The sequence below is a fragment of the Saccharomonospora marina XMU15 genome, from assembly GCF_000244955.1.
In the GTDB taxonomy this organism is placed as follows: domain Bacteria; phylum Actinomycetota; class Actinomycetes; order Mycobacteriales; family Pseudonocardiaceae; genus Saccharomonospora_A; species Saccharomonospora_A marina.
In genome coordinates, this window is the sequence record NZ_CM001439.1 from 177,255 (window position 1) to 192,014 (window position 14,760).

The following is a 14,760-nucleotide window of genomic DNA, read 5'->3' on the forward strand; positions in this document are numbered from 1 at the left end:
TGAAGACCGCCGCCACCCGCGACGCTCCGGCCGGATCGCCCCGCGAGCCATCTGGTTCACTGTGCTACTTATGCGCACACTGGTCGTGCTCGCGGCGGCGGCCGCATTACTGGCAGCTTGCTCGGGCGAGCAGCCCACCGCCGAGTCCTCCAACACCACGGAGCCGAGTTCACCCGCGGTGGAGCTACCGCCCGATCCGGAGCCCGCGGTGGAAGGGCCGTGCCCGTACCTGGAGACCGACCTCGTGTCGCGGGCCAACGGTCAGCGAGTGGCGCGGGTTCGGATCTCCAACGATGACCCGTACCCGGCGTGCTTCTTCTACCGGCCGGACGGCGGTCTCCAGCTCACCGTCCGTGTCTATGTCGGGGAGCCCGGCATCGCGACCGCGTTGGTCGACAAGGCGGCACCGGTGGACACGTCGAACCCCACCGAGCAGCCTCCTGGCTGGGAGGGCGGCTACGAGTCGACCGACAAGGGTGCCGTCTACGCGGTCTCCAAGGGTGACACGGCCGTGATCGTGTCGACGAATCAACAACAGAGCGTGAAGGCTCGGTCGGTAGCCACCGAGGCAATATCGGCGCTCGGGACCTAAGCGTGACGGCAAGATACCACTGCGTGCAGGCCAAGTTGATCTTGTACTACTCTTTCCCGCACGTGTAGGCAGCAAGTAACCGGCGTCACCCATACGGGCACGCCGGAGCTGCTAGCGAACCGTGCGACACCCGATCGTTGATCTCGACATGACGAAGGATAGGAATCCGTGGCTGACACCCTGAAGGAAATCCTGCTCGACTCCAGCCGGCGCCCGACCGTCGTGGCGGACCTCGAAAAGCTGATCGACGAAGAGGTCGCGGACAAGAGCGGCGTCTCCGGCACCGTCATCAAGACCGGCTTCTCGGCCGTGAAGAAGATCAAGCCGGGCATCATCGGCTCCGCCGTCGACAGCCTGCTCGACGACTTCGCCAACGCGCTCGAGCCCATCTACGCCGACTTCAAGGCCAGCGGCGGCAGCGACTTCGGCTCCTACCTGCCGACCAGGTCCAGCGAGGCAGCCGACGCGCTGCTCTCGGTCACCGACGCCCGCGCGGAGAAGAGCAGCCGCGACAGCATCAAGAAGGTCTACAGCAAGCTCCGCCCGAAGGGTAAGGAGAACGTCGAGGAGGCACTGCCGCGCCTCGGCAAGCTGATCGACAAGCACGCCGCCGCCTGACGGCTGCCTACCCAGCCCGAGGCCGCCGAGCTCACCGACGCCCAGCGCGACGATGCTCGGCGGCCTCGGTGTGTTCGGGGCTAGCCCTTGCTCTGCTGCTGCCCGTCACCGCGCGCCGACGACTTGGCCGAGGACGCCTTGCGTTCGGGGCTCGCCGAACCTGCGGTCGACGATGCGGGTTCGGCGGCGGAAGCAGGCCGTGAGGAAGTGGGCAGGTCTGTGCTGCGCGGCGGTGCGGGCGCCACGGGCTCCTCCCGCTGCGGCCGGGTCAGGTAGCCGACAGCGGCCACGAGGGCACCGATACCTAGCAGCCACGGCCACCGCCTGCGCTTCTTGCTCTCACCCCTGGCCGCTACCTTCGCCTCGGCCATGGCCGCCTTGAACTCCTTCTTGGCGTTCTTGAAGTCGCGCTTGGCCCTGCGCTTGGACTGGCCCGCCGACCTCGCCGCCTGGATCGCGGCCTTTCTCGCCTTACGGGTGGGCTCCCGCAGTTCCTCGCGCCGCTCGGCAGCGACCTTGCGGGCGTGTTGCGTGCTCTTGGCTACTTCCTTGCGGGTACGCTCCGCCCTGCGTGCCAGTTCCTTGCGCGCCCGGCGGGAGCTCTGGGCCCACTCCTTGCGTGCTGCCTCCGTCCCCTCGGCAAGCCTGTGCTCGGCGAGCTGTGCTGCCTGTGTGGCCACCTCGGCCCCCACCTTGCCGACCTCACGGGCCCGGCTCTTCAGCGCACGCGAGCTGGTCCTGAACGAGTCACCGGCCGTCTCCTTGGTTCGAGCCATCGCCTCCACCTCGTCGATCGTTGATCCAGCTGTGTCGTGTTTGTGACCCATCCTGCCCCTTTCCTGGCCATCTCGCCGTGGATGGCACGATGATTCGCGTGACTGAAAACAACGAATCCCTCAGTGGCACGAAGCTGAAGGCCACCCTCCACACCAATCGTGGTGACATCCGGCTGAACCTTTTCCCTGATCACGCGCCCAAGACCGTCGCGAACTTCACGGGGTTGAGTGAGGGCACGAAGGAGTACACCCAGCCCAACGCCAAGGGCGAGAAGTCGGGCCCGTTCTACGACGGTTCCATCTTCCACCGGGTGATCGACGGATTCATGATCCAGGGAGGTGATCCGACCGGCACTGGGCGTGGCGGACCCGGTTACAAGTTCGGTGACGAGTTCCACCCCGAACTGCAGTTCAACCGCCCGTACCTGCTGGCCATGGCGAACGCGGGCCCCGGCACGAACGGGTCGCAGTTCTTCATCACCGTCGCTCCGACCCCTCACCTGAACTTCAAGCACACCATCTTCGGTGAGGTCGCCGACCAGGAGTCGCGCGACGTGGTGGACGAGATCGCACGGACCGCTACCGGGCCTGCCGACAAGCCGCTCGAGGACATCGTTATCGAGCAGGTGAGCATCGAACGCGGCTGACCGGGCGCGAACAACGGGTAGGTTGGAAGCGGACGCGGTGGTTCCCCGCCGCGTCGTCCAGCCATGACCGCGGACCGCGAGGATCATGACCCAACCTCCGCACCCCCCACCGTACGAGCAGCAGCCACAGCAGGCGGCGCTGCCCGGTTGCTGGTGGCATCCGAACAGGCAGACCGGCCTTCGTTGCGTCAGATGTGACCGGCCTGCCTGTCCCGACTGCCTGCGGGAGGCGTCGGTCGGCTACCAGTGCATCGACTGCGTCCAAGCCGCCAGCCAGGAACACCGCGCGAGGGCCACGCAGTACCGCCGCGCGGGTTACGGCGCGAGAACCGTGGCGGGCGCCCGCGTGTCGCAGCGACCGGTGGTCACCCCGGTGCTCATCGCGCTCAACCTGCTCGTTTATGTCCTCACCGCCGTGCAGGCGCAGGACTTCATGCGCAACGACGTCTCGCGGCTGTTCAACGACGGCGTGTTGTGGCCGGTGGGCATCGCGGCCGCCGACGAGTGGTGGCGGTTGGTCACCTCGGGTTTCCTGCACTTCGGCCTGCTGCACATCGGCATGAACATGCTCGCGTTGTGGATACTCGGCCGGGACCTCGAACTGCTGCTCGGCAAGGTCAGATTCCTGGCTGTCTACTTCGTTTCGATGCTCGGCGGGTCGGCGGCGGTGTTCGCCTTCGGCGCCGTGAACACCGGAACCGCGGGCGCATCCGGTGCCATCTACGGCCTGATGGGCGCGATCCTGGTAGCCGTGCTGCGCCTTCGGCTCAACCCGACGGCCGCGATCGGCATCATCGTGCTGAACGTGGTGCTCACGATCTCCATCCCGGGGATCTCGCTGCTCGGTCACCTCGGCGGGCTCGTCGTGGGTGCGCTGGCGATGGTGGCGATGGTGTATGCCCCCGCCAAGAACCGCGCGACCTACCAAACCGTCGCGATACTGCTGCTTACCGCCGCCATCGCCGGGCTCGTGCTGTATCGCTACGCGCAGTTGTCGGCACAGTTGCTGCAGTAAGCCCCCGCTGCCGCGGGACTTCAGGCGGGGCGCAGCGCGAGCAACTCCTCGTGCACGTCACGGGGGTCGGCGCCCAGTTCCGTCCAGCCGAGCACCACGAGGTCGGGCGATTGCAGGTCGAGCGGTTCGACCTCGAGCACGGTCACCTCGCGGCCGAAGCGCCTGACCGTCGACAGCGTCAGTCGCACCTCGTGCCAGCCGAACCGGCGGGTGCCGCTGAGGGTGCGCACCAGCAGGCCGGTGCCGTCGGCGGTCAGCCGTGGCCGAAGGAGGGTGCCGTGCAGGGCGGCGGCGAGCAGCGCCAGCGCCGCCACCGTGAGCAGCAGCGTGCCCGGCCGATCGCCGAAGCGCACCGACAGCACCGCACCTGCCGTTGCCGCGACAGCCAGCACCCAGCCCGCGCCGACCAGACCGGCACGCGGTGCCCAGCTACGGGCCGAGTTATCCACAGGCTTCATCCACAGTGGGGATTAATCACACCGTTGTCATTCGGTGTCAAGCCGCCGTTTCGACGATCGAAACCTCTCAACGCCAGCGCATTGTCATGAGCAGGCCGGTGACGATCAGCGCGAATCCGATCGCGAAGTTCCAGTTGCCGAGCTCCAGCATGAAACCGATCTTGTCCCCGGCCAGGTAGTTCACGACCAGCCAGGCGAGTCCGAGGAGCATCAGCCCGAACATCACGATCTTGTAGATCGGGTGGGACGGCCCAGCCGCGCGCACCTTGACCGGCGTGCGGCGATCGGCCGGCGGCGTGTACGCCGTCTTCTTGCGGACCTTGGACTTGGGCATGGGAGTCCTCGCGTACTGTCGGGCAAAATCCTGGGGCAGTGCGAAACCGCCGCTTTCTGAACACGTTAACGTAATCAGGCAGGTGCTAGAACCGGGGAGCGAGCGCCGCACCAGCAGATCGTTATCGCGGGCATCCGCTCGTGCCCGAGGAGGAGCTCTCTTGTCGAGGTACGAGGAACCAAAGACTCACCAGATCGCCCGCCCGGATTTCGGGGGCCGCCAACCGGCAGGGCTTTCCGAGCAGGCGACACAACGGATGCGACCGGTCGCGAGATCAACTCCACCACCTCGCAGGCCGACCGGACCGCCCGCGCCACCGTCCAGCAGCGGCGACGGCAGGGGCCGGGTGGTAGTGCGAACCATCGGAGAGATCCTCATCACGTTGGGGATCGTCGTCCTGCTGTTCGTGGGCTACGAGCTCTACGTCACGAACTGGATGTCCGCCCAGTTGCAGCGGGAGGCGAGCGCGGCGCTCGACGACCGCTGGCAGCAGGAGCGTCAACTGCACGCGGGACCCATCGACGGCGAGGCGTTCGCCCGCATCTACATCCCGTCGTTCGGCGCCGACTGGGGTTTCACCATCCAGGAGGGCACCGACGCCGCGGCACTGGAAGTGGGCCCAGGCCACTACAAGGGATCGGCCCTGCCCGGCGAGCCGGGCAACTTCGGTGTCGCGGGCCACCGGGTGGGCAAGGGCGCGCCGTTCAACGACCTGGACCTGCTGAACTCGTGCGACGCGATCGTCATCGAGACGGTGGACAGCTTCTTCGTCTACCGCGTGCTGCCGATGAGCGACGAGATCGACGGCTGGGGCCAGGGTCGAGCGCGCGACCCCAGGTGCGCCGACGTCGAGCCGCTGCGCGGCGAGGCCTACAGCAGCACTGTCGGGCGGCGAATCGTGCTTCCCGATCGCGGTGACGCGGTCGCGCCGGTCCCGTACCGGCCCGCAGACGTGCTGCCCAAGGCCTCGCAGGCGTCCCTGCTGACGCTGACCACCTGCCACCCGCAGTTCTCCGACCGCGAGCGCATGATCATCCACTCGGTGCTGACGAACCAGTTCAAGAAGCAGCCGGGCGCGAGTTACGAGGACCTGCTGCGAGAGATCGGAGAGGCCTGATGTACGGCTGGATCTGGCGGCACCTACCCGGCCCCGTCGGCGTGCGGGCTGCCATCGCCGCGACGCTGGTGCTCGGCGTCGTCGCGTTACTGATGCTGGTGGTCTTCCCCTGGTTGGAGCCGATGCTTCCGTTCAACCAGGTGGCGGTCAACGGCGAGTGATGGCAGCACGGCGCGAATCCCGTGCCTGCCCGCCGCTAGGCTGTCGACATGCGCGTACTCGTCGTCGACAACTACGACAGCTTCGTCTACAACCTGGTGCAGTACCTCGCCCAGCTCGGCGCGGACTGCACGGTGTGGCGCAACGACGTGGTGGAGCTCGACCGGGTTCGTGATTTCGACGGCGTGCTGATCTCCCCCGGACCCGGCACACCGGAGCGGGCGGGCAGCAGCATCGACGTCGTGCACCGTTGCGCGGCCGACGGCGTCCCACTCCTCGGTGTGTGCCTTGGCCACCAGGCCATCGGCGTCGCGTGGGGCGCGACGGTCGACAGGGCGCACGAACTGCTGCACGGCAAGACCAGCCGGGTCCGGCACAGCGGCACCGGCGTGCTCGCCGGGCTGCCGGACCCGTTCACGGCCACCAGGTACCACTCGCTGACGGTCCTGCCCGACACCATCCCGGACGAGTTCGAGATCACCGGCCGCACCGACTCCGGCATCGTGATGGGTATGCGGCACAGGGAACTTCCGGTCGAGGGTGTGCAGTTCCACCCCGAGTCGGTACTCACAGAGGGCGGTCACCGGATGCTCGCCAACTGGTTGGGCTACGCGGGCCACCCGGTGCCGGAAGGCGTGGTGACCGAGCTGGAGCAGGCCACCCGCGCGTTGCAGCGGGCGGCCACCGCCGCTGCCTGATCCACCCGTTCGGGCGGACCAGGCAGCGGACCCGCAGCTCAGCCGCCCGGACCGGGCAGGTCGAAGGTCGGCCTCGACTGTGACGTCTCCGTCGACCCGTCCTCGTCCTCGCCGATGTAGAGCGTCACCGTCTGGCTCTTGGTGATCGTGCTGCCTGGTGAGGGGTCGGTGTTGGTGACCCTGCCGACGAAGTCGGAGTCGCTGACCTTCTCGGTCTTGGTCTTCACCGAGCCGCTCCAGCCGGCATCACGCAGCGTCGCCAGCGCCTGGTCCTGGGTCATACCCCGCAGGTCGGGCATCTGGATCTGCTGCTCCGCGCCGTTGGACACCTCGAGGGTGATCGTGGAGCCCTTCGCCACGCTGCCGCCGTTGGGTCGCTGGTTCACCACGGTGCCCGCAGGCTGGTCGGAGTCGACATCCGAGCGGCTGACCTGGAAGCCCGCGGCCTCCAGCCCCGCCTTGGCCGCGTCGAAGCTCTCACCGGTGAAGTCGGGAACCTCGACCAGCTCCGGCTCGACCCCGACGGTGATCTTGACGGTGCGGCCCTGCTCCACCTTGGCGTCCGGTTTGGGGTCCTGTTCGACCACCTTGCCGTACTGGTTCGGGTCCTCCACCTCGACCTCGGCGATGTCCTGGTCGAGCACCAGATTCGCCTGCTTGAGCTTCTGCTCGGCCTCGTCCCTGCTGAGCCCGGTCAGGTCGGGCACGGCCACCTTCGCGGGCGGCGTGCCGACGCGAAGCGTGATCTGGGATTCCAGCGGCACCTGCTCGGTGGCCTGCGGATCGGTGCTGATCACCTTGCCGATCTGGTCGGGTGAGCAGGCAGGCTCTCCACTGACGTCGTCGCGGCAGACGACCTTCTCCTCCGCGAAGCTGCTGAATCCGGCGGCCCGCAGCTCGCGCTTGGCCTGCTCGACGGTCTTGTCCCTGACATCGGGCACGGTGGCCAAGGACGCCTCGCTGCTGAACGCGCCTGCCAGCCACATCACGAACACCACGAGCGCCACACCGAGCAGGGTGAGCAGCGCTATCAGCAGGCCGCGCTTCCTGCGCCTGCGGCGGTCGGCTTCCTCGTCGTCGTAGCCGTTGGGGTCGTAGTCGTCGAACGGGTCGCCCTGCTGCCCACCCGCGCCGAGCACCTGGGTGCGCTCGTCGTCGGACATCACCATGGGGGCGGCCGGTCGCTGCCCCGACAGCGTCCGCACCAGGTCCGAGCGCATCTCGGCGGCCGACTGGTAGCGGTTGGCCGTGCCTTTCGACAGCGCCTTCAACACCACGGCGTCGAGCTCGGGGGAGACCGCGGGGTTGACCGCGGACGGCGGCCTGGGGTCCTCCCTGACGTGCTGGTAGGCGACAGCTACAGGGGAATCGCCTGTGAACGGCGGCTCGCCCGTGATGAGCTCGTAGAGCACGCAGCCCGCGGCGTAGACGTCGCTGCGAGCGTCCACCTGCTCACCGCGTGCCTGCTCGGGGGAGAGGTACTGGGCGGTCCCGATGACCGCGGCCGTCTGCGTCATGGCGGCCTGGCCGTCGTGAACGGCGCGGGCGATACCGAAGTCCATGACCTTGACCGCGCCGTTGCGGGTGATCATGACGTTGGCGGGCTTGACGTCGCGGTGCACGATGCCGTGCCGGTGCGAGAAGTCCAGGGCCGCGCAGACGTCGGCCATGACCTCCATGGCCCGCTTCTGCGACATCGGCCCTTCGGTCTTGACGATGTCTCGTAGCGTCCTGCCCTCGACGTACTCCATGACGATGTAGGGCAGCGGGCCGTACTCGGTGTCGGCCTCGCCGGTGTCGTACACCGCGACGATCGCCGGATGGTTCAGTGCGGCCGCGTTCTGTGCCTCCCGGCGGAACCGTTCCTGGAACTGCGGGTCCCGCGCGAGGTCGGCACGCAGGATCTTTACCGCAACCTCCCGGCCCAGTCGCACGTCATGACCATGGTGGACCTCGGACATGCCACCGTAGCCGAGCGTCTCGCCCAGCTCGTAGCGGTTTGAGAGCAGTCGGGGTGCGCTCATTGCCTGGTGCCGTCCCATTCCGTCAGTCTGCTTCCCACGCGGGCGTGATCACGTAGCCGGGGCGCCGCCGAGGCAGGTCGCTTCCACGCAGCGCGAACCGGAGACCGGAGTCCGGGGTCACGGGGCCTTCGGTCGGTGCGTGTACGCGGTGCACGTCCACTGTCGGATCTCACCTGCGGTTCTCCATAGGAAGTGTGCCCATCATGCCTTGTCCGCCGTCTGCATCGGGTGAACGCCCACCATTGTTCGACCAGTTGTCCTCGACGCCGGTCGAGCCGCCCTCGCCACCGGGTGTGCGACCGTCACCGCCGGTAGGCAGCACCACCGTCAGCAGCACGATCACGAGCGCGACCAAAAGCACGAACGCCAGCCCGAGAAGTATCCACGCTCCCGAAAACCGGCGGCGTTGACCCGTCACTGTGAGGGGTGTCGCGACGGGTGCGGAAGCCGGTCCTACCGGCCGCATCGACGGGTGAGAGCTGGGACCGACCGGTGTCATGGCGGCGGACGGCACAGGACCACTCGTTGGTGTGATGGGATTCACAGTAGGGGTCACGTATCCGGCGCTGACCAGACCGGACGGAGGCGGTAGCGGGTGGCCCGCGCGCACGGCGGCGACCGCGCCTGCGAACTCGCCGCCGCTGGCATAGCGCTGCCGCGGGTCCTTGACCAGTGTGGCCTCGATCACGGCTCGCGCCCCTGGTGGCACGTCGGGCGGCAGTGGCGGCGGGATGTCCCTGATGTGCATCATCGCGACGCTGACGGCGTTCTCCGAAAGAAACGGCCGGTGGCCCGCCAGGCACTCGTAGCCACACACGGCCAGCGAGTACACGTCGCTGGCGGGTTCGGCGTCGTGGCCGAGTGCCTGCTCAGGGGCGATGTAGTGGGCCGTCCCCATGACCATTCCCGATCGGGTGACCGGTGCGGCGTCGGCGGCCTTCGCGATGCCGAAGTCGGTGAGCTTCACCGTGCCCGTCGCCGTGACCAGGATGTTCCCAGGCTTGACGTCACGATGCACCAGGCCTCGCTCGTGCGCGGCCTGTAGCGCCCGCCCCGCCTGCTCCAGGATGTCGAGCGTGCGGTCGGCCGGGAGACGCCGCTCGCGAGCGAGGATCGCGGCCAGTGGCTCGCCCGCCACCAGTTCCATCACCAGGAACGCGATCGAGTGCTCACCGGCCTGCGTCTCGCCGTAGTCGTGCACCGCCGCGATGCCGTGGTGGTTGAGCGAGGCCGTGGTGCGCGCCTCGGTACGGAAGCGATGCAGGAACTCCGCGTCGCCGGACAACTCGGCTTTGAGGATCTTCACCGCCACGGTCCGGTCGAGCCGCGTGTCGCTGGCTTCCCAGACCTCCCCCATTCCGCCGACCGCGATGCGTCCGGAGAGGCGATACCGCTCCGCGATCAGTTGTCCGGACGACAGCATCGCCTCACCCGGCTCCGAGTGCGGCGGCGATGGTGGCCCTGCCGATCTCGGCGGCCACGGTGCCGCCGGTGGCGGCCAGCCCCCGGTTACCACCGGACTCGACGATCACGGCGATGGCCACCTTGGGATCGTCGTAGGGAGCGAAGGCGGTATACCAGGCGTGCGGCGGCGTCGCCTTCGGATCGGAGCCGTGCTCGGCGGTTCCGGTCTTCGAGGCGATCTTCAACGAGGAGTCCTTGCCACCACCGCTGGTGTTCGCCTCCGAAGCGATCATCATGTCCCGCAACACGGCGGCGTTCTCCGCCGACAGCGCGGGCTCGCCGGTGAGTTCCTCGGGGCTGAACTCCTCGATGGTGGAAAGATCCGGCGCCAGCAGCGCCTTCACCAACTGGGGTTTCATCGCGACGCCGCCGTTGGCGACCGTGGCTGACAGCAACGCGTCCTGCAGCGGCGTGAGCCGGACATCGCGCTGCCCGATCCCGCTTTGGTACAGCGCGGCCTGGCTCTCCAAGTCGCCGAGCCCCGATGGCACGACGTTCATCGGAATCTGCAGGTCGGACATGCCGATACCGAAGTTGGCCGCGGTCTCCTCCAGCTTTTCCTTGCCGAGTTGACCCGCGATCTCGGCGTAGGCGGTGTTGCACGAGTAGGCCAGCGCGTCGGCGAGAGTGTCACCGGGGCAGGTGTTGCCCGCGAAGTTCTCGAGGGTCGTGCTGGTGCCCGGCAGCGTCACGTTCGAGGCCGTGGTCACCTCGGTGTCGGCAGTGGCGCCGTTCTCGAGCGCGGCCGCCGTCGTCACGATCTTGAACGTGGAACCGGGAGGGTAGGTCTCACGGATCGCCCGATTCAGCATCGGATTCGCCGGGTCGTTGTTGAACGCCTCCCACGCCTGCTGCTGCTTCTCCGCGTCGTGCGAGGCCAGCTTGTTCGGGTCGTAGGAGGGGGTGGAAACCATTCCGAGGATGTCGCCCGTCTTGGGATCGAGGGCGACGACCGAGCCGGTGTATCCGTTGGCGACCATGGCCTGGTGCGCCGCTTCCTGAACCGCGGGTTTCACGGTCAGTCGCACGTTGCCGCCTCGGGGGTCCCTTCCGGTGATCATGTCGGAGAGCCTGCGCACGAACAGCCTGGGATCGGAGCCGTTGAGGAACTCGTCCTGGGCTCGCTCGAGCCCGCCCGCGCCGTAGAGCACCGAGTAGTAGCCGGTGACCGGCGCGTACAGCGGACCGTTGCTGTAGGTGCGCCGGAACTGCAACGTGTCGTCCGTCGGCTCCACACCGGCCAGCACCTGACCAGCCTCATCGGACACGATCTTGCCGCGCTCGCGGGAGTACTCGTCGAGCAGCACCCGCGCGTTTCGCCCGTCGCTGCGGTAGTCGTCGGCACGGACCACCTGGATGTAGGTGGCGTTGGCCAGCAACAGCGTCACCATGACGAGCATCGCGATGCCGACCTTGCGCAGTGGTGTGTTCACTGCTGCCTACCCCCTTCGCCCACGGCGCCGTCCGGCTGACCTTGTGCGGGTGGACGCTGCACCATCACCGTGTGCGCCTCCGCCAGCGGAGCCTGCGACTGCGGCCGTGGCCGCGCGGGCTGTTGCGGCCGCCGTGCCGCGTCGGAGATCCGCAGTAGCAGCGCGATCAGCACGTAGTTGGCCAGCAACGAGGAACCGCCCGCGGAAAGGAACGGTGTGGTGATGCCGGTCATGGGGATCAGCTTGGTGACACCGCCGACGATCACGAACACCTGCATGATGATCGTGAACGACAACCCGCCGCCGAGGAGCTTGCCGAAGGTGTCGCGCACGGCGAGCGCGCTGCGCATCCCACGCATCGCGAGCAGCAGGTAGACCATCAGGATCGCGCCGAGACCGACGAACCCGAGTTCCTCGCCGAGTGCGGCGGAGATGAAGTCGGTGCTGGCCTCCGGGACGGTTTCCGGCCTGCCGGAGCCGAGACCGGTACCGAACACCCCGCCCGTGCCGAGGCCGAAGAGCCCCTGCGCGATCTGGTACCCGCCGCCCGCGTCGTTGTACGTGGCCAGCGGGTCGATCCAGTTCGCGACGCGCTGCTGCACGTGTGTGAAGAGCTGGTAGGCGATCAGCGCACCGACGAAGAACATGGTCAGCCCGACGACCACCCAGATCACGCGCTCGGTGGCGACGTAGAGCATCATCAGCACGATGCCGAAGAACAGCAACGCGGTGCCGAGGTCCTTCTCGAACACGAGAATGCCGAGGCACACAACGGCCGCGATGATGATCGGGCCGAGGTCGCGTGCTCGCGGCAGTTCCACGCCCATGATGCGCTTGCCCGCCGTCATGAACAGATCCCGCTTCGCCACCAGGAACGAAGCGAAGAAGATCATCAATAGGATCTTGGCGAACTCGCCGGGCTGGATGGAGAAGCCGGGCAGCTTCAGCCACACCTTCGCGCCGTTGACCTCGGAGAGCGAGCTGGGCAGCAGCGCGGGCAACGCCAGCGCCACGATGCCGATCAGTCCGAACGTGTAGGCGTACCGGGTCAGCGTGCGGTGATCCGAGACGATCAGCAGCACACCGAGGAACAGCGCGAGGGCGAGCACGGTGAACAGCACCTGCCGCGGCGCGTTCGACGTGATCTCCTCGCTGAGCGCGAGCGCCTTCTGCTCGCGCGCCAGGTCGATGCGGTAGATCATCACCAGACCCAGGCCGTTGAGCAGTGCCACGCACGGCAGGATCAACGGGTCGGCGTACGGCGCCCAGCGGCGTACGGCGAGGTGCGCGACGGCGAAGATCGCCAGGTAGGCCAACCCGTACCAGATCAGCGAGAATGACAGTTCGCGTTCCTGGTTCGCCTGCACGAGCATGAACGCCGACGTGACGATCACCGCCGCGAAGGCGAGCAGCCCCAGTTCGGTGCCTCGTCTCGTCGGCAACTCCCGTGGCGGGTTGGTGGTGTACACATCGGCCGCCCCCGACATCGCTGCGGGTTGAGCCATCAGTTACCGCCTGCGCTGGGCGCCGGGCGGCAGTCCACGCCCGGTCGCTGTCCGCCCTCCGGCTGTTGTGCCGCTGTCGTCTCGGTCGGTTGCTGCGACGAGCCGCCCTGCTCTATCCCGCCGGGCCCACCGCCCTGCGGCTGGCTGGTGTCGCAGATCTCGAGCATGTTGTTCCGACGGAGGGTGTCGATGTAGTCGCGCGACTCCGACAGCCCGTCACGCTTGACCCCGTTGCGAACCGCGACACGCGCGTCCTGCTGCAGGTCTTGAACCCGCAGCGGCTCGCACAACGACGCACCGGGCGGGCAGGAGCCTTCCGAAACCCGGTGCAGGTCGAAGCCCAGGATGCTGCCGGGAACACCCTGGAAGATGACGACTTCCTGGTTGGTACCGACACCGACGTAGTACTGCCTCAGCACGAAGTAGCGGGTGGCGATCACGGCCGCCGCGAGCAGGATCAGCGCGAGCCCGAAGGCGACGAGCAGCCGGATCCGCTTACGGCGCTTCGCTTTTGGGTCCGGTGCCTGTTCGGCCTGCTCCGGCTGCTGCTGGGGCGGTGGCGGTGGCGCGGTGAGCGCCCTCGCCCGCGCGGCGGGCGAGTCACCCTGGTGGCCCTCGTCGCTGCCGTCGCCCGCGGCACCGCCGACGATGGGTGCGTCCTCACCGAAGTCCACGTCGACGACGTCGGCGATGATTACCGTGACGTTGTCCGTGCCGCCGCCCTTGAGCGCCAGCTCGATCATGCGGTCGGCGCATTCCTGCGGATCGGGGATGCGCATGGCCTCGGCGAGGGTCTCGTTGCTGACCATCCCGGACAGTCCGTCGGAACACAGCAGGTACCGGTCGCCCGCGCGAGCCTCCCGCACGGTGAAGCTGGGCTCCACCTCGTGCCCGGTGAGCGCCTTGAGCAGCAGTGACCGTTGTGGGTGGGTCGCGGCCTCGTCCTCGGTGATGCGGCCCTGTTCGAGCAGTTCGTTGACGAAGCTGTCGTCGCGGGTGATCTGCGAGAACTGCCCGTTGCGTAGCAGGTAGGCACGCGAGTCGCCGACGTGCACGAGGCCGAGTCTCGATCCGGAGAACAGCACGGCGGTGAGCGTGGTGCCCATTCCGTCGAGGTCGGGATCGTTCGCGACGAGTTCGGAGATCGCCTGGTTGCCCTGGTGTACCGCCTCACGCAACTGCGTGACCAGGTCGTCGCCGGGCTCGTCGTCGTCAAGGGGGGCCAGCGAGGCGATGACCACCTTGCTGGCGACCTCACCGGCGGCATGGCCACCCATGCCGTCTGCGAGTGCGAGCAGGCGCGGGCCGGCGTAAACCGAGTCCTGGTTGCTCGAACGGACCAGGCCACGGTCACTGCGGGCCGCGTAGCGAAGGACGAGAGTCATGGGCGAAGCTCGATCACCGTCTTGCCTATCCGGATTGGGACGCCGAGTGGAACTCGGAGGGGTGCAGTGACCTTAGCCCGGTCCAGGTAGGTCCCGTTCGTCGAGCCCAAATCTTCCACATACCACTCGTTACCTCGCAGTGAAAGCCGGGCGTGCCGGGTGGAGGCGTAGTCGTCGTCGAGGACAAGGGTCGAGTCGTCCGCCCGCCCGATCAGAATCGGCCTGCCGTCCAGGGCGATCCGGGTTCCGGCAAGCGCACCATGGGTGACCACCAGTTGCCGTGGCGTCTTGCCACCGCGCGGCCGCTTCTCCTTTCCGCGCCGAAAGCTCGGCACATTGACGCGCAGCCCGGATGCCGCGTAGAGATCCGAGCGCACCACGCGCAACGCGGCGAACACGAACAGCCAGAGCAGCAGAAGAAACCCCGCTCTGGTGAGTTGTACGACCAGCTCCGGCACCTGTTGTGTCAGCTCCCGCCTTTTCGCGCCCATCCCGTGGCGCCGTGCTCTTCTCCTGGTTGGTTCCAGCGACTCGC

Annotated in this window: 16 protein-coding genes; 7 read left to right on the forward strand and 9 right to left on the reverse strand. The window is 67.8% G+C overall.

Features of this window, described 5'->3' with window-relative positions:
- Window positions 1-70 precede the first annotated feature (70 nt).
- Together SACMADRAFT_RS00955 and SACMADRAFT_RS00960 are read left to right on the forward strand one after the other, a co-directional pair.
- Entirely contained in the window at window positions 71-592 is a 522-nt protein-coding gene (locus tag SACMADRAFT_RS00955) for a DUF2020 domain-containing protein (protein WP_009151896.1), read from the forward strand.
- 168 nt (window positions 593-760) lie between these two features.
- Window positions 761-1,210: a DUF6918 family protein gene (locus SACMADRAFT_RS00960; RefSeq protein ID WP_009151897.1), complete on the forward strand. Its 450-nt coding sequence runs from the start codon at window positions 761-763 to the stop codon at window positions 1,208-1,210.
- 80 nt (window positions 1,211-1,290) lie between these two features.
- On the opposite strand, the gene SACMADRAFT_RS00965 is transcribed toward SACMADRAFT_RS00960, so the two are convergent.
- Window positions 1,291-1,986 (reverse strand): hypothetical protein, encoded by a 696-nt coding sequence (locus SACMADRAFT_RS00965; RefSeq protein ID WP_040925993.1) that lies wholly within the window; start codon window positions 1,984-1,986, stop codon window positions 1,291-1,293.
- An 89-nt stretch (window positions 1,987-2,075) separates the two neighbouring features.
- Here SACMADRAFT_RS00965 and SACMADRAFT_RS00970 point away from each other — a divergent pair, with 89 nt between their 5' ends.
- Together SACMADRAFT_RS00970 and SACMADRAFT_RS00975 are read left to right on the forward strand one after the other, a co-directional pair.
- A complete protein-coding gene (locus tag SACMADRAFT_RS00970; protein ID WP_009151899.1) occupies window positions 2,076-2,633 on the forward strand; it encodes a peptidylprolyl isomerase in 558 nt (185 codons plus the stop codon).
- Between the two features lie 85 nt (window positions 2,634-2,718).
- Window positions 2,719-3,648 (forward strand): rhomboid family intramembrane serine protease, encoded by a 930-nt coding sequence (locus SACMADRAFT_RS00975; RefSeq protein WP_009151900.1) that lies wholly within the window; start codon window positions 2,719-2,721, stop codon window positions 3,646-3,648.
- A 20-nt stretch (window positions 3,649-3,668) separates the two neighbouring features.
- Here the strand turns inward: SACMADRAFT_RS00975 and SACMADRAFT_RS00980 are convergent, their stop codons facing one another.
- Together SACMADRAFT_RS00980 and crgA are read right to left on the reverse strand one after the other, a co-directional pair.
- On the reverse strand, window positions 3,669-4,106 hold the full coding sequence (locus SACMADRAFT_RS00980; RefSeq protein WP_009151901.1) for a PH domain-containing protein: 438 nt from the start codon (window positions 4,104-4,106) through the stop codon (window positions 3,669-3,671).
- A gap of 67 nt (window positions 4,107-4,173) precedes the next feature.
- Window positions 4,174-4,440, reverse strand: a complete 267-nt coding sequence (gene crgA / locus SACMADRAFT_RS00985; RefSeq protein ID WP_009151902.1) for a cell division protein CrgA — start codon at window positions 4,438-4,440, stop codon at window positions 4,174-4,176.
- Window positions 4,441-4,696: 256 nt separating this feature from the next.
- Here crgA and SACMADRAFT_RS00990 point away from each other — a divergent pair, with 256 nt between their 5' ends.
- Genes SACMADRAFT_RS00990 through SACMADRAFT_RS00995 form a run of 3 tightly spaced genes read left to right on the forward strand, consistent with a single transcriptional unit; the run spans window position 4,697 to window position 6,414 of the window.
- A complete protein-coding gene (locus SACMADRAFT_RS00990) occupies window positions 4,697-5,557 on the forward strand; it encodes a class E sortase (RefSeq protein ID WP_050998044.1) in 861 nt (286 codons plus the stop codon).
- Window positions 5,557-5,718, forward strand: a complete 162-nt coding sequence (locus tag SACMADRAFT_RS30230; RefSeq protein ID WP_009151904.1) for a hypothetical protein — start codon at window positions 5,557-5,559, stop codon at window positions 5,716-5,718. The genes SACMADRAFT_RS00990 and SACMADRAFT_RS30230 overlap by 1 nt, the downstream gene beginning before the upstream one ends.
- 48 nt (window positions 5,719-5,766) lie before the next feature.
- Complete coding sequence (locus SACMADRAFT_RS00995) at window positions 5,767-6,414, forward strand: aminodeoxychorismate/anthranilate synthase component II (protein ID WP_009151905.1); 648 nt, start codon at window positions 5,767-5,769, stop codon at window positions 6,412-6,414.
- 38 nt (window positions 6,415-6,452) lie between these two features.
- Here SACMADRAFT_RS00995 and pknB read toward each other — a convergent pair whose 3' ends face one another.
- The 6 genes from pknB to SACMADRAFT_RS01025 form a co-directional block, all read right to left on the reverse strand.
- On the reverse strand, window positions 6,453-8,438 hold the full coding sequence (pknB, locus tag SACMADRAFT_RS01000) for a Stk1 family PASTA domain-containing Ser/Thr kinase (RefSeq protein ID WP_009151906.1): 1,986 nt from the start codon (window positions 8,436-8,438) through the stop codon (window positions 6,453-6,455).
- Between the two features lie 169 nt (window positions 8,439-8,607).
- Window positions 8,608-9,861 carry a serine/threonine-protein kinase gene (locus tag SACMADRAFT_RS01005; protein ID WP_009151907.1) on the reverse strand — a complete coding sequence of 418 codons (1,254 nt, stop codon included), beginning with the start codon at window positions 9,859-9,861 and terminating at the stop codon, window positions 8,608-8,610.
- Window positions 9,862-9,865: 4 nt separating this feature from the next.
- Window positions 9,866-11,335 carry a peptidoglycan D,D-transpeptidase FtsI family protein gene (locus tag SACMADRAFT_RS01010; protein WP_009151908.1) on the reverse strand — a complete coding sequence of 490 codons (1,470 nt, stop codon included), beginning with the start codon at window positions 11,333-11,335 and terminating at the stop codon, window positions 9,866-9,868.
- A complete protein-coding gene (locus tag SACMADRAFT_RS01015) occupies window positions 11,332-12,840 on the reverse strand; it encodes an FtsW/RodA/SpoVE family cell cycle protein (protein WP_009151909.1) in 1,509 nt (502 codons plus the stop codon). Before SACMADRAFT_RS01015 ends, SACMADRAFT_RS01010 begins: the two co-directional genes overlap by 4 nt.
- Window positions 12,840-14,225 carry a PP2C family protein-serine/threonine phosphatase gene (locus tag SACMADRAFT_RS01020; RefSeq protein ID WP_009151910.1) on the reverse strand — a complete coding sequence of 462 codons (1,386 nt, stop codon included), beginning with the start codon at window positions 14,223-14,225 and terminating at the stop codon, window positions 12,840-12,842. The genes SACMADRAFT_RS01015 and SACMADRAFT_RS01020 overlap by 1 nt, the downstream gene beginning before the upstream one ends.
- Window positions 14,222-14,683 (reverse strand): FHA domain-containing protein FhaB/FipA, encoded by a 462-nt coding sequence (locus SACMADRAFT_RS01025; RefSeq protein WP_040925493.1) that lies wholly within the window; start codon window positions 14,681-14,683, stop codon window positions 14,222-14,224. The genes SACMADRAFT_RS01020 and SACMADRAFT_RS01025 overlap by 4 nt, the downstream gene beginning before the upstream one ends.
- Between the last annotated feature and the right edge of the window lie 77 nt (window positions 14,684-14,760).